The sequence below is a fragment of the Desulfosarcina variabilis str. Montpellier genome (assembly GCF_048565275.1).
Taxonomy (GTDB): Bacteria; Desulfobacterota; Desulfobacteria; order Desulfobacterales; family Desulfosarcinaceae; genus Desulfosarcina; species Desulfosarcina variabilis.
Genome location: NZ_CP159846.1, coordinates 6,360,338 through 6,374,225, shown reverse-complemented (window position 1 = coordinate 6,374,225; position 13,888 = coordinate 6,360,338). Strand labels below are relative to the sequence as shown.

Genomic DNA, 13,888 nt, shown 5'->3' with positions numbered 1-13,888 from the left:
CGACTCTCCCAGATGCGTCCATCATGGGCTGTATACTTGCATTGGAAAATGATAGTGAAAGTGGCACTGGCCGCTGCTCACCTGGCGGGATGCAGTACTGTGGGTCCGACAACCATCGATCGCGACCGGTTCGATTATGTCTCCGCCATTTCGGAGTCGTGGAAGCGCCAAACGCTCCTCAATCTGCTGAAAACACGATATCTGGACGCGCCGGTATTCATGGACGTCACGTCCGTGATCAACCAGTATGCCCTGGAAAGCGAGATCGAACTGGGCTTTTCGTGGAATGGCGGCCAGACCCAAAGCATCGGCGGGCGCGGCATGTACACCGACAGACCGACCATCACGTACAGTCCCCTCATGGGAGAAAAATTTGCACGATCTCTGGTCAAGCCGCTCCCGCTGGCTCCCATTCTGCTGCTGATCCAAAGCGAATATCCGGCCGACACGATTTTGCGGATTTGCATACAGAGCATCAACGGCATTGACAATACCAGGTACCGTTCCGTTGCTGTGCGGGATGCAGACCCTGATTTCGATCAATTGGTGGTTCTGTTTCGCCGCGTCTATGCGGCGGACGGGATTGCCATGCGTTCACGAAAAACGGAAACCGGGGCCCATTTAACGGTCATTTTTCGACCGCCTGTCGACACTGCCGCCGAAGCAGACATTCGCCATCTGAAAAAGCTGCTGACTGTAGACCCCCGGATCAATGAATTCAAGGTGGTCAATGGCAAGTTTGCACTGAGCAATGAGGAAATTGCCATCCTCAGCCGGTCGATGCTGCAGATCATGACCACCTTCGCATCCGGCATCGAGACGCCGCCAGGGGATATGGCCGGAATTCATATGGATGAGGCCTGGCAACGCAAAGGGCTGAATAAAGCCCATCCGCGGCCCTGGATTCATGTTAAAAATGGCGCGTCAAAACCCGACGCAGTCTTCGTCGCCGTCCATTACCGGGATCGCTGGTTCTGGATCGATGATCGGGACATTCATTCCAAGGCCATGTTCAACTTTCTGATGATCCTTTTTTCCTTCACCGAAAGGGGCAGACAGGAAGCGGAGGCCCCGGTGATAACGGTCCCGACCAATTGAGGCAAATAGGATAAAATCGTTGCGCGGTTTGGAACAATTACACTCACACCCAAGGAGGAGAAAAATGAAAATGGTTCGATTGATTGTCGTTTCGGTCTTGTTGGCCATGGTTTGGTCGGCCTCGGCCTGGGCCGACGCGTACACGGATACGCTTGCGGTGTTCAAAAAAGCGGAGGCCGTCCAGCCGTTTTTTGAGAATTGCTACGGCTATGCGGTGTTTCCCACCATCGGAAAAGGCGGCATCGGCGTTGGCGGAGCATACGGCACCGGCCAGGTGTATGCCCAGGGCGTGCCGACCGGCACGGTCAAGATGTTCAAGGGCACCATTGGATTCCAGTTCGGCGGGCAAGCTTTCAGCCAGCTGATCTTCTTCGAGGACAAGCGCGCCTTCGACGAGTTCACCGGCGGTGAATTCGAATTCGACGCCGGTGTCTCGGCGGTGGCCATCACCGCCGGTGCGCAGGCCAAGGCTGGTACTGGGGGGGCCACGGCCGGCGCCAGCGCGGGTCCGGCCACCGGCACCCAGGCTAAAACCAGCTACCGCAAGGGTATGGCCGTGTTCGTTCACGCCAAGGGTGGGTTAATGTACGAGGCTACGGTCGGGGGTCAAAAATTCAGCTACACGCCCAACAAGTAGGCCCAAACTGCCCTTGAAATAGGTGTTCTGTCGCTTTCAAGCGATTAAAAGCCTCGACATACAGCCCGGTCGGTTCATCAGTTAAAAAGGTGTGAGGCTTTCGGATACCTGTAAACTGACATGATTTATCAGAACTGCCTTAAGCAAGCGCCTCTGGTGTTGACCGCTTGGCTGGTTGTTGCACTGGTCATGGCTGGCTGCGCACAAACACCAGCCATCTATACGATGCAGCCCGAAGCCCTGGAAGCCATTCGATCAGAGATATCGACCATTGGCGTCTACATATCGCCCGAGCTGCCGGAAAAAGAGGTCATGCTGCCGGCCAAAGGGGGGTGGGGCGGGTTGAAAAGAGGCATTGTCGTTGGCGCCAGCCTGCCGATAATGATCGGATTTGCGTCACCCTTACCTGGCGGGACGGTGCTGGGCGTTCTGATTGCGCCTCTCGGTGCTGTTATCGGAGGAATCTACGGGATCTTTACCGCCGTCCCTGCCGAAGAGGTCGAGCACGCCGAGGTGGTTTTGGCGATTGCAGCAGAGCAAATCAAACAGCGCAAACTTCGCGACGCATTTATCAAGCGCGTCATCGATCTGGGCAATACCCAAACCGAGTTGACGTTTGTTGAATGGCAGGCAGCAAGCGCCTCAGTCGATACCCACAATCAGGCCCTCCTCTCTTATCCGCAGAAAGAGAAGATTGATGCGCTATTGAACATACAGGTCCAAAAAGTTGGCCTGCATGGTATCTACACCATCGACCCGCCCACCGATACGTTCGTGCAGATTCATGTCGAACTTATCCGTTTGAAAGACGACACGATCTTGCTTGATGAGCATTTTACGTGCGCCAGCGATGAGGAAAGAACTTACCAGGATTGGGCGGATCAGGGCGGATCCGACGTGATTCATGAATTCCGGGATTGTGTGCCGGAACTGACCGAGAAAATCATTGACGATTTTTTCATGGTTTATCCGATAAATTGGAATGATGACTTTCAGAATTAAATGCGCTGCCAATTTATTCGCCGGTTTCTTGGCATGCTTCTGGGCAGTCTCGTTAGTTGGCTGCGGTAGGGCCTCTATTGTGGGACTGTATCCTGACAATCCACCAGTGGCGAAAAAGGGGTTGTCGCTGCAGACGGACTTTGTTCAGGTCGATACTCTGAAGCCGACCTTTCGCTGGCATCCGCTTGCCATCGGGACAGAGTCGTCGGAAGATCGAGACTCCGCACGGATCGATAACATCACGTATGAACTCCGGATTTGGCGGACCGTTAGCAGCGATGAAGGCAAACTCGTATACCAGCGACAAAAATTGACCACCACCGAGCATCGACTGAAACACGCGTTGGAATATGGAACCCGCTACTATTGGAGCGTGCGGGCCCACTTTGACATCGATGGGAAAACCAGAACGACGGAATGGACCCTGGCCGGTTATCTGCTGCGCAGCGATTCGGTTCCCAACGATTCATGCCTGCGGTTCAAGACCCCCAATAGAGACCAAACGCCGCTTCCATAGTAAGGAAAAAATGAGACGTGCCGCCTTGGCTATACTATTCGTTCTTCTATTCGTCACCCAGAAAGCAGCCCTGGATGATGACCGGGCCGATACGACGTTCAACCTGGAAAAAAGCTGGCTGCTTGGGCTATCCGGTGTTTTGGTCGGACATTTCATTTACGGCATGGACTGAATAATCCAGCAGTTGCTTCCAGATGCTGGAATATGCGACTTAAAATCCTTCTGGCGTTTATTATGCTTACGAGTCAAAGCGTCGCGGGCGAGAATACGTTTCATCTCGACAGCCCATACAACGACGGCACACTCCGCCTGTAAATTGACAACGACCTCATTTGGAGCAGAGACAGCAACTTCACCAGCGGCTGGAGTCTCCAATACCATACGGTCCGCTACAACGATGGGGAAGACGCCGCAGCGCCACCCTTTTGCAAGTGGATCGGACTCAAATTTCCCACGCTCAGCGATAATGATTCTATCGTTCGTTTGAGCCATGGCGTGGGGCAGATCATGATTACTCCCGAAGACATCACCAACCCGAATCCGTTGGAGGGAGATCTGCCTTATGCGGGAACGTTGACCTACTCATTGAACTGGCAAAGTTTCAACCGCCAAATCGCGCGCAACTTTCAAATCACCGCTGGTGTTCTTGGAGAAGAATCCTATGCTGGTAGCGTTCATGAGTTCTTACATGATGTGTGGGGGTGGGGAGAAAATCCCAGCGGATGGCACACCCAACGAGAGACCGAGCCTGCTGTCAATTTAGGCTATCAACACGTTTGGCGTCTTGCCAAGATAGGAATCTATACGAATGATTGGGCCGGTCAAATCTACTTGGGAGCCACTGGCCTTTTAGGCAATCTAATGACTTCCCTCGACGTGGGATTCGGATTTCGCGTCGGTTGGAATATGCAGGAAGGGTTTACCTCGTTTCCGGCACCACCAGGTATGGGTATTTTTCAGTCGGCCCACATTCCCAAACCCGGATCAGCATCCCCCGTACATTCCGCACCCCAACGAACACCTCTGAGGTTAATTTATTTGTTGTTCAAGGAACGGTAAACGCGTCAGCAGTGACACCCAGTGCCTTCAAATACTCCAACTGAAATGGCTTTAAAGGTTTCGCCAACTGCCGTTGTTTACCGATGGTGATGACCATGACGGAAGTAAACTTGGTTGTCATCATAAAGGAGGTTGGTTTCCGGGTTTTCCGGCGCACCCAACCAGGCAAATTGCAGTCGTTGGATTCGACATACTTGCGCATGGAACGCTCCATCAAACGCCAAATTAAAAGAGATATCAACAACACCAGACCCAATACTTCGATCCGACGAGCCTTCTTCAAAAAGATGCTGTTTACGATGGCGGGATCTTTCAAAAAACTGAAGTTTTTCTCAATACCGATCTGGCTTTTATACAATAGAAGCAGTTCTTCAGCGGGCCAATCCTCCTGTTGATCCAAAAGATTGGTTAACAGGACAAAACAACCGGCTTCTTCTCTGAGCGGATCGACCTTATCCGGAGATTCGAGAACTCTTGCCGTAAAGCGATATTCATAGCGCGATACCTTTCTGGGTTTTCCGAGAGCAGGCCTTCCGCGGCCATATTTTGGCACTTCTTGAACATCAACCTGGATGTCGTGGTATCTATTGTTGGATTGCCGGATCAGTTTGTCTGCCGCAGCCTGAGCATCTGCCCGGCAATAATACACTGTACCAGCGACCTTCTTACAGTCGGCTTCTATCTGTTTGCGGTCCTGCTTAAGCATACGGTCAATGCGTTTGTGACGACGTTTGTCATGCGCACTCGAATGCACGACAATGGCTCGATAGGTTTTCCCATAAAGATCTACGGTACCGTCATAGGCCCGGTAGTAAGCAACGGGTCGCTTGGGGTGGTCACGTTCCTCAGCGATTTGGCCGATATCCACCCATTCATCGGCGGACACGGCTTCGTGAATGATTCGGCTACATTCCTTGTATGTTGCGGGCAGGCGTGACAGAAACCAGGTCCGAGGTGATTCTGTTTCCTGCAAATTGTTCTCGGTAACAAAGGCAGAATCGGCCACGTAAACATAGGCTCCCGGCTGAAGCTTATGCTTGGCCATGTATTTCGAAATGTTGGTCAATAGTTCGTTGTTCAAGGTTTTGTCTGAGGCGTTGCCGTCGGTAGTGGTGCCCAAAATGGGGATATTACGGTCGACACACAGCATCGACACCAGAAACTGTTTAAGATCAGGACGTTTATCCTTGCTGTAACCGTAGGTGATGTCAAATGGTGGACCGGCCTGATCGAAATCGCCATAAACGCTTACGGACGTCGTATCGAAATGGAGCCGACGCGGATCGACAGCAAAAACCATCAATGCATTCCGGGAAATTTGAGAAAAGATTTTCTGGGTGCCGGTCTCGAAAATCTGATCCATGGATCGCCCGAGATTGTAATCGCAGAACCGTTCCGGTTCGATGTCACAGCCCAGGAGCAATTCCGTGTCTTTTTCTTCGAAGAATTCGGTCAACCGGTAAAGCGGTGTACGTCCGGATAGCGTGTCGAGGACCATTGCGAATACCGCCATGCCTGGGCTCAATTCCATCTGTGAGTCGACCATCTTGTCGATAGTTTCAACCAAACCGATTTTCTGAGCATAGGCCTTGACGATGGGCAAATGCCTGGCATCGGTGATGGTCATATTTTCGGTATTGAATGGTGGCACCTGCCCCTCCTTTTTGAGTGAGATTGCAAAGGTACGGGCAGTGTAGCAGTAACTATTTGAAATGTCTAGATATTTTTATTTTGTATAAATACAGTACGTTAGAATCGATAGGCTGTTGTTTTCCCTGGATAAAAAATTGTTGAAAACATAGGCCTACTGGGTGCGGAATGTACGATCCCCCCATGGCATTGAATTGGTTGCCGGCGTCCGTGGAATGGGGCTTGTCTATAGCGTAATATATGATGGTAGTCTATTCAACGATGACGATCGGCAGGTTGAACGTGAAAATTTCGTTTTTTCAGGTTTGTTTGGTCTTAATTATCATTATTACAAAAAATTGTCTTTGCGCCTGACACTCGTCAAAACGTCTGACCTTCTTATCGAGCAACGTTTACCGACACCCCGGCCGGGTCAAAAGAAAACCAATACAGATAACTCATTTGGGACGTTGATGATCGATTTTCATTTTTAAATCAGCAGCATGGTGTTGGCCTTGTTGGGCATTTTCATTCTCACGTACCCCTATGGTTTTACCGCCGGAGCAGGCCCTGATGCCTTCGAATGGCTGATGGCAGGGGGGTGAATCCTGCTGATTCAAAAGGCGGTTGGGCTAATCCTGTAGGCAATTGTGCATCCGAAGGAGGTAAAGATGTATGCTTCGAAGAGACGGCATTCTGGCGTTGTGATCGCCTGGCCATTAATCGTCATCCTATCATTGGCGACATCCATGACATACGCTGCCGACGAAAAAGGCGCAACGGATGCCGACAAAGTGATGACCGAAGCTGAGTTGCAAGGACATGTCATGGCTTTCGCCGATCGTTATTGGTCGATTATGAATTCGGCGGGGATCCAGTATATCGCAAACAGCCCATCTCCTGAAAACCGGCGGATTATCAAAGCTCAATTGGTGTATTCGGCGGCAGATGCATTTACGATTGCCGCCGGATCTAAGCCTGTGGCTGCTTTGCTGGATATGGTGGTCATGGTCACCCTGGGCCGTATGGTGTTCGAACAGCATTATGCCAAAATTTACGGTAGTGAGGTGACTCCGATAGTGGATGCCTTCAAAAAAGCCGAGGCAGATATCTGGGGAATTGCCGGCGATATTTTGACCGCCGCACAACAACGCAAATTAATAAGCATGATTCAAGCGTGGCGACAAGACGATGCTGAGAATATCGTTTTCAGTAGTGTACGCTTCAGTGAGTTTGAGAAATTCAGGGGATTTTCAGGCGATTCAGGAAAAGATTCTTCAGTCGGTTTTTTTCAATCCGTGACCAAGGCTACCGAACAGGTCGAAGAGATGCGCCTGCTGGCTGAACGCGCCATGTATTTGGGATCGCGCCTGCCGATGTTAACCGGCGCATTCGCCGATGTGTGGGCATCCCGATTGACACGCAATCAGGATGTCAACTCGATTATAGCCGAATTGAATCGACTTGCTGATGTCACCCAGCGTATCGCGGATGTTGCCGAAAAATTGCCGGATGATATTGCCAAAGAACGGGTAATGCCTACAAAATAGTAGAGGTCTTCATTTAAGCGGTTTCTTGAGGTAAGAGATTCAGGTTCCCCAACCTGAAATCTCAAACCTCAAAGGAAACCATGAATTTAGTAAATACCGATTTACCTCGTTTTTGTCCAAGAGAAAATTGTTCTCATTTCCAGGATATAGACAACCTGATTACCAAAGCGGGCACTTATACAACAAAAAATGATCCAGTGCCTCGCCAACTCTACTGGTGTAATGGAAGAAAAATAAATTTTCCGAAACTGCCTACAGTGATTTATGGCACAAGCATGGATCGTTTAAGGAATATACCCAAACCGCCAAGCTAAAAGCAGAGGGTCTTAGTAACGAACCGATTGCTGACGTTTTAGAAAGAGATACCCGTACGATTGCCACTTGGAGTTCTGCAATTAGTGAGAAGAGTCGTGTTTGGCATATCAGCCTGTGTTTAATGATCGGTATTGTTATTCGATTTCTTTAGCTTGACGAATTGTGGTCATTCATTGGTTCCAAAGCCCAGCAATTGTGGGTTTTTGCCGCTCTTGATGTACCCACGCGATTCTGGGTGGTGTTTACGACAGGAAAACGAACTTATAAAAACACCAAAATTCTCGTAGGTTTGCTCTATTTGCTCGATTCGGCAAGGTGTCGCCTTCTCAAAATCACGACTGATAAATTCGCCGGATATGAAAAAGCGATCAACCATTATTTTAAGGATCGACACTTTGTTTATCTACAAATCGTAAAAATACGGGTTCAACGTCGATTGAAAACAGTGAAAAAACTTTTCGTTAAAGGAACAGAAGACGATTTCCCCGAGGGGACACAAAACACTTCATTCATTGAGCGTTTCAACTTAACCATACGCCAGAAGGTTTCTTATCTGGCTCGCAAAACCCTTGGGTTTTGCCGCAAAGCTGAAAACATGGACGAAGCTCTATGGATAACTCTTTTTGATTACAATTATCGGCATCCTCATCATTCGTTGAGAGTCCGTTTACCGGGCCGCCCCAAAAAGGAACGTTTCAATAAGCGCTACCGTCGATGCACACCTGGAATGAAAATGGGACTTACAACCGCACCGGTTGACTGGAAATTCTTATTTATCGTTCCGATACATATGTGACTGATTTTGTTGACCTCCACTATTTTGGAGGCATTACCGATACTTCGAGCAACACAAAGTCGTCACCTACTTCTTTAATTAACCCTTTGTCCCCCAATTCGCGATCTCTATATGGCTTCCAAAGGAAACCATGAAACTGATCGCCAAGAATCAATCCTTTTTTACCAATGAATTTTTTAACAACATCGGAATATTTCATTTCATTCCTCCACCATACTAAATTGGAAGAGTAAAATAACAGATCTGGGCATTATTTAAGTCCCTTTTTTTGAATAAGGACAAGGCAATTCCGCCTCTTTATCTGTCGTGTGCGAAGGATAATAACCGTCTAATCCGATCAAGTGCGTGGCGGTCGTACGCCTTTTTTAAAATGTTTATTGTGTACGATTCACAATTTGGGTCATAATCTACCAAATACTGTATTTTTCTTATCTCTGGAAGGAACGCAGCACGAAACTTTATAGCGGACTCATTGTGTTCTTTTCGCTTATCCCTTTGGATGCTGAAAAAGTGTCCGACAAAGGAAACGAGTGCGCCGACGATAACACCGCTTGCAAAGGTGATGACGTGTTCATTCATGGTTTAAACCGAATACAAAGTTTAGTGCTACGTCGTAAAACTGAAGGATGAGTGGGAACCAGACTTTTTATTTACAAACGCTTTCCAACTGGAAAACGAAAATAATCAAGATAAGTCCAATAGCCATATAACACCGATGTAGCCAGTTGAAATAGTAAATCAGCGAGTTTTTCTTTTTCAATATTTTTTCGACAAAATCTTCGGTGCTGTCGAAAGAACCAGAAATAAAGTTGTTTGGCATGATGTATTTGTCATTAGGAAATGCTTTCGTGGTTATTTCTTCAGTCATTCCTATGATTTCATATAGCTTTCGTGTTGTTGCCACCCATTGCAGGAATCTTTTATATTCTCGGCGCAGGTTAAAAATGCCCAAGAACGACATTATGGTCAACACCGCTGGAAGCACAGCAAGAAAAAATATCACAATTGGTTTCGATACTAATGCTGGCGTATCCTTGATGAATGCAAGTATGGCGGCAACAGAGAAGGTAAGAACAGCGGATGTTATCGTGGTGAAGAATTTTGCGTTTTCCCAGATTTTGTCAATTACGAATCTGGCGTTGGCAGAAACCTCCAATAGAAACTCTAAAGCTTTTTCTGGGTCGTTGATGAACTTTGGTTTGTCGTCCATGCAGACCTCTTTTTACGAGGTGGAGTTTGGATAAAAATCCATACCACATTTCGGGCTATGTCGCAAAACAGAAAGGCGCAGAGAGCAACTTATAAGAAATCGGTTGATTGAGCGGGGATTTCCTTGTCAAACAGTCTATATTTAAATATAATAAATACTCCGAATCAAATGAGAAATGACTAGTTGGATGATTTCGAGCAACTGATTCTGGTCAGTTGCGAGTGTTACGCAAACATATGCAAAGTGTACGCATAAAAGTGCGTACAGTATGCGTACACCCCAAAAGAAAACGGGAACTTGCAATATCTACAAGCTCCCGTTTTTATTATCTTTTTTGTTGGTGGGCCGTGAAGGAATCGAACCTTCAACCTACTGATTAAGAGTCAGGTGCTCTGCCTAGTTGAGCTAACGGCCCTTTCATGACTGCGAAACGAAAGCGCTTTTTAGCAGCCAAATAAAGGCTTGTCAATGCGTTTTTTAAAAAAAGCAGGTAAAAGCTGTGACGGTGGTGGCTTGCGGGTCAATCAAACCCACCGCGCCGGTTTTTTCTTTTGCGTTCGCGTTTCCATTCATTTTTGCGCTGCCGCGATGGCTTTTTGGATCGGCTTCCCGGCGGCGGTTGATTCGATAGATCCGGCAGATAACTGCCTGGTGTTGGTGGCGCAGGTTTTGTTTCTTTTTTCTGGGGTTCCGGCTGCTGTTTGGGAAGGGGCGGTCCGCTGAAACTGCCCGGGGGAAGCCTGTCCGATAAAAACAACCGCTCTCCATAACGCCAGAGGGTGGCGCCACGGGACAGGGCTGTGACCGAATGAACCACCAGGATGATGGGGTCTTGATCGATCCGTCGGCCCAGGCGCTCGGCAAATGCCTGATCGATGGCCAATGTGATGCGATTCCCGTCAGGATTGGGTGGTATCCCCTGTTCCAGCACGACCGGGTAGGCACGGCGCCTGATCGGGTAGTACAACAGCTTGGGGTGATTGTCAGATAGTTCAGGGGGAAACAGGTTTGAACGGTCCATGGCACGGATCAGGTTGCCTGCCAACTCGATCGCAGATGTGCCCGGACGATAGCTGACTTCACGAATATGGTTCATGCGCACGTGGCGCCAGCCGGGCTCTTCGGCCAGCGCCTTTAAAAGATCCTTGGTTTTGATATATCCCCTGGCATCGGGAACCAGACCGAATTCATCGGGGTGCCGGCCCAGTACATAGCCCAGGAATTTTCCCAGTTTGTCCACCTGCTGACTGTGTTTCATCGTCTGTGTGGGGGCGTGTGATGGTTGCTGATTTTATATCCATTTTTTATTTATGCGCCTGGCAACGACTGCCGGATGCCGACATTCATGTCTACTATATTCGAGGCTATGGTTCAATTGCCATTTGGCCTTTGGCGTTTGACCTATCCAATTGTGTCTGGTAGTTTCCGATTCACATTAATCAACGTCAACACGTTTATTCCGTTTACCTGGAAAGGATAACTGATTATGAAAACAGTACAGTCCACCGCATTGTTTGAGCGGGCACAGGTGCTGATCCCGGGTGGTGTAAACTCGCCGGTCCGGGCTTGCCGCGCCGTGGGTACCAATCCCCTGTTTATCGATCATGCCGAAGGGTGCTGGCTGGTCGATGCAGACGGGAACCGGTTTATTGACTATGTCGGGTCCTGGGGCCCGATGATCCTTGGCCATCGTCACCCAGCCGTCATTGAGGCGATTTCCTCTGTTTTGGCAAAAGGCGTCAGCTATGGCGCACCCACCGAACTGGAAGTCGAACTGGCCGAGATGATCGTCGAGCTGATTCCATCGGTGGATATGGTTCGAATGGTCAACTCGGGGACTGAAGCCACCATGAGCGCCATTCGGCTGGCCCGTGGATTTACCGGTCGGGACCTGATCATCAAATTTGACGGTTGCTACCATGGACATGCGGATGCGCTGCTGGTGGAGGCCGGCTCTGGTGTGGCGACCCTGAAAATTCCCGGGAGCCCGGGCGTGCCGGCCGCATTTGTCGAGCACACATTGTCGCTTCCATATAATGATAGCGATACGGTTCGCCGTGTCATGGCCGAGCAGGGGGACAAGGTCGCCTGTATCATTGTTGAACCGGTTGGCGGTAACATGGGATTGGTTCCGCCAGCCCCGGACTTTCTGGAAACATTGCGTGAAATGACCCAGCAGCATGGCGCCGTTTTGATTTTCGATGAAGTCATGACCGGGTTCAGGGTGGCCTTGGGCGGTGCCCAGGCACGCTATGGGATTACGCCTGATTTGACGACCTTCGGAAAGATCATCGGTGGGGGGCTGCCGGTGGGGGCCTATGGCGGACGTCGGGAAATCATGCAGCAGATCGCACCCATGGGATCGGTATACCAGGCCGGCACCCTGTCCGGTAATCCGTTGGCCATGGCCGCAGGCATTGCTACCTTGAAAGAATTGAAAGCACCTGGTTTTTACGAAACATTGGAAACGCGGGCCAAAACACTGGTTCAGGGATTGAACGCAGCCGCCGAAAAAGCAAAAATCCCCATTTCATGCACCCATGTTGGGGCCATGTTGGGACTCTTTTTTACCGATGGGCCGGTACAGTGTTTTGCTGATGCGAAAACATCGAATCTTGAACGGTTTACCGCATATTATCAAGGTATGTTGGAAAACGGGATTTATTTGGCGCCATCCCAGTTTGAAGCATTTTTCCTTTCCGCCGCCCATGATGACGCGGTTATCCAAAAGACCCTCGCTGCTGCACAAAGCGTTTTTTCGCGTTTATAACGCCTTATGGATGGTATAGCGATATTCGTAAAATTCTAATCCGATAAGTAATCGTCGCATCTATCGATTTGACCAGCGCATATTGCTTTGATGACATTTTCAAAAATTGAATTTTATCCGGTCGCGATCACTGCAGCGATGCAAGCGCCTGAGGCGCCCCCATGTCAAGGAACTGGCTGTCGACGGTTCCTTGAGCGTGCCATGGCGGTGGGCCTCAGACGCTATTGATCATGATCATCAGCGGGGCACCCTGATGTTGTCCTACTCGTATAGGTAGCGGCTGACAGTCTCCAGAACAGCTCTGCCGGGCAGGCCTTTGGTTTCCATATTCATTACCCACTGTTGTTTAAGCGGATTCGTCAACCCGAGAAGCTTTTGTATTTCGATCTTTGGAAAGCTGATTTCCTGCATCCCGGCGTCAATGCAAATCTGTTTCATCGCTGTCTTGGACTCGTCACAAGACTTTCCAAACGCTCTGGAAAAAGGCAAACCGCTGCTTTTTTCGATGACCGTTTTAATGTCCTCAGGCAAGGAATCGAACTTATTTTTGTTCATTGCCACCCAGTAGACCATGGAGTAAAAATCCGCCGGCGTATAATACTTGAGAAGTTCATGGACCTTGAAAATGGCCATGCCATCATACGGCATCACCACCCCGTCCAACATGCCCCGTTCCAGTGAAGTGTAGGTCTCGTTTACCAGTTGGATGACTGGAACCGCACCGAATATTTGGAGTGCAGCTGTGGTGAAACTACTGGCGGTCTTGATTTTCATTCCTCTGAGGTCCGTCAAGGTTTTTATCGGTTTTTTCACCGTTGCAAATACGCCAGGTGCATGGCAGCTTAGCATCAACAGTTTAGTATTCTCATATTCTTTCCGAACTTCGGGAAACTGCTCATAGGTTTTCCACAGCGCCACGGATGCCTTCTCAGCGGTACTGACCATAAAGGGCAATTCGATAACCGTGGTCAGCGGAAAACGTCCAGGGCTGTAATCACAGAAATCCCAGCTGATATCGGTAGCGTTTTTCTCGACCATTGAATATGCCTGTCCCATCTTTGCCAATGTACCCCCGGGAATGAATTTGATTTTGAGGGCACCATTGCAGGCCTCCTCAACTTTTTTAGCCCAGGGAAAGAGCACCGCCTGATGCTGAGTATGCGTGGCCGGATAGGGGTGGGCGAATTCCAGTACGATAGTTTTGGCCAGTGATAAGGTCGGTCCGAAAATAAATAACAAACTGAAGACCAACAGACGAATGTAATACCAATTCAATTTTCTAGTGATCATAAACACCTCTCATCT

General features: G+C 49.3%; 15 protein-coding genes and 1 tRNA gene. 10 read left to right on the top strand and 6 right to left on the bottom strand.

What is annotated here, in order from left to right; genetic code table 11:
- Positions 1–54 precede the first annotated feature (54 nt).
- From Dvar_RS28775 to Dvar_RS28750, 6 genes are all read left to right on the top strand, one after another.
- A complete protein-coding gene (locus Dvar_RS28775; protein ID WP_419656584.1) occupies positions 55–1,098 on the top strand; it encodes a hypothetical protein in 1,044 nt (347 codons plus the stop codon).
- Positions 1,099–1,162: 64 nt separating this feature from the next.
- Complete coding sequence (locus Dvar_RS28770) at positions 1,163–1,735, top strand: hypothetical protein (protein ID WP_419656583.1); 573 nt, start codon at positions 1,163–1,165, stop codon at positions 1,733–1,735.
- A 120-nt stretch (positions 1,736–1,855) separates the two neighbouring features.
- Positions 1,856–2,737 carry a hypothetical protein gene (locus Dvar_RS28765; RefSeq protein ID WP_419656582.1) on the top strand — a complete coding sequence of 294 codons (882 nt, stop codon included), beginning with the start codon at positions 1,856–1,858 and terminating at the stop codon, positions 2,735–2,737.
- A gap of 79 nt (positions 2,738–2,816) precedes the next feature.
- Positions 2,817–3,254 carry a hypothetical protein gene (locus Dvar_RS28760; RefSeq protein WP_419656581.1) on the top strand — a complete coding sequence of 146 codons (438 nt, stop codon included), beginning with the start codon at positions 2,817–2,819 and terminating at the stop codon, positions 3,252–3,254.
- A 10-nt stretch (positions 3,255–3,264) separates the two neighbouring features.
- On the top strand, positions 3,265–3,426 hold the full coding sequence (locus tag Dvar_RS28755) for a hypothetical protein (RefSeq protein WP_419656580.1): 162 nt from the start codon (positions 3,265–3,267) through the stop codon (positions 3,424–3,426).
- Positions 3,427–3,569: 143 nt separating this feature from the next.
- A complete protein-coding gene (locus tag Dvar_RS28750; protein WP_419664172.1) occupies positions 3,570–4,313 on the top strand; it encodes a lipid A deacylase LpxR family protein in 744 nt (247 codons plus the stop codon).
- Here Dvar_RS28750 and Dvar_RS28745 read toward each other — a convergent pair.
- A complete protein-coding gene (locus Dvar_RS28745) occupies positions 4,300–5,964 on the bottom strand; it encodes an IS1634 family transposase (protein WP_419656579.1) in 1,665 nt (554 codons plus the stop codon). The genes Dvar_RS28750 and Dvar_RS28745 overlap by 14 nt on opposite strands.
- A gap of 160 nt (positions 5,965–6,124) precedes the next feature.
- On the opposite strand from Dvar_RS28745, the gene Dvar_RS28740 reads away from it, so the two are divergent.
- The 3 genes from Dvar_RS28740 to Dvar_RS28730 all read left to right on the top strand — a co-directional run bounded on the left by Dvar_RS28740 (position 6,125) and on the right by Dvar_RS28730 (position 8,603).
- Positions 6,125–6,436 carry a hypothetical protein gene (locus tag Dvar_RS28740; protein WP_419656578.1) on the top strand — a complete coding sequence of 104 codons (312 nt, stop codon included), beginning with the start codon at positions 6,125–6,127 and terminating at the stop codon, positions 6,434–6,436.
- Between the two features lie 156 nt (positions 6,437–6,592).
- A complete protein-coding gene (locus Dvar_RS28735) occupies positions 6,593–7,492 on the top strand; it encodes a hypothetical protein (protein ID WP_419656577.1) in 900 nt (299 codons plus the stop codon).
- Positions 7,493–7,967: 475 nt separating this feature from the next.
- Complete coding sequence (locus Dvar_RS28730; protein WP_419656576.1) at positions 7,968–8,603, top strand: IS1 family transposase; 636 nt, start codon at positions 7,968–7,970, stop codon at positions 8,601–8,603.
- A gap of 19 nt (positions 8,604–8,622) precedes the next feature.
- Here Dvar_RS28730 and Dvar_RS28725 read toward each other — a convergent pair whose 3' ends face one another.
- The 4 genes from Dvar_RS28725 to Dvar_RS28710 all read right to left on the bottom strand — a co-directional run bounded on the left by Dvar_RS28725 (position 8,623) and on the right by Dvar_RS28710 (position 11,071).
- Positions 8,623–8,802, bottom strand: coding sequence for a hypothetical protein (locus Dvar_RS28725; RefSeq protein WP_419656575.1), 180 nt, complete (start codon positions 8,800–8,802; stop codon positions 8,623–8,625).
- Positions 8,803–9,249: 447 nt separating this feature from the next.
- Positions 9,250–9,813 carry a hypothetical protein gene (locus tag Dvar_RS28720; protein WP_419656574.1) on the bottom strand — a complete coding sequence of 188 codons (564 nt, stop codon included), beginning with the start codon at positions 9,811–9,813 and terminating at the stop codon, positions 9,250–9,252.
- 338 nt (positions 9,814–10,151) lie between these two features.
- Positions 10,152–10,228 (bottom strand) — tRNA-Lys (locus tag Dvar_RS28715).
- Positions 10,229–10,333: 105 nt separating this feature from the next.
- Positions 10,334–11,071 (bottom strand): RNA 2'-phosphotransferase, encoded by a 738-nt coding sequence (locus Dvar_RS28710; protein WP_419656573.1) that lies wholly within the window; start codon positions 11,069–11,071, stop codon positions 10,334–10,336.
- A 228-nt stretch (positions 11,072–11,299) separates the two neighbouring features.
- On the opposite strand from Dvar_RS28710, the gene hemL reads away from it, so the two are divergent.
- On the top strand, positions 11,300–12,583 hold the full coding sequence (gene hemL, locus Dvar_RS28705) for a glutamate-1-semialdehyde 2,1-aminomutase (protein WP_419656572.1): 1,284 nt from the start codon (positions 11,300–11,302) through the stop codon (positions 12,581–12,583).
- Between the two features lie 261 nt (positions 12,584–12,844).
- Here the strand turns inward: hemL and Dvar_RS28700 are convergent, their stop codons facing one another.
- Positions 12,845–13,873: a TRAP transporter substrate-binding protein gene (locus Dvar_RS28700; protein WP_419656571.1), complete on the bottom strand. Its 1,029-nt coding sequence runs from the start codon at positions 13,871–13,873 to the stop codon at positions 12,845–12,847.
- Positions 13,874–13,888: the final 15 nt, after the last annotated feature.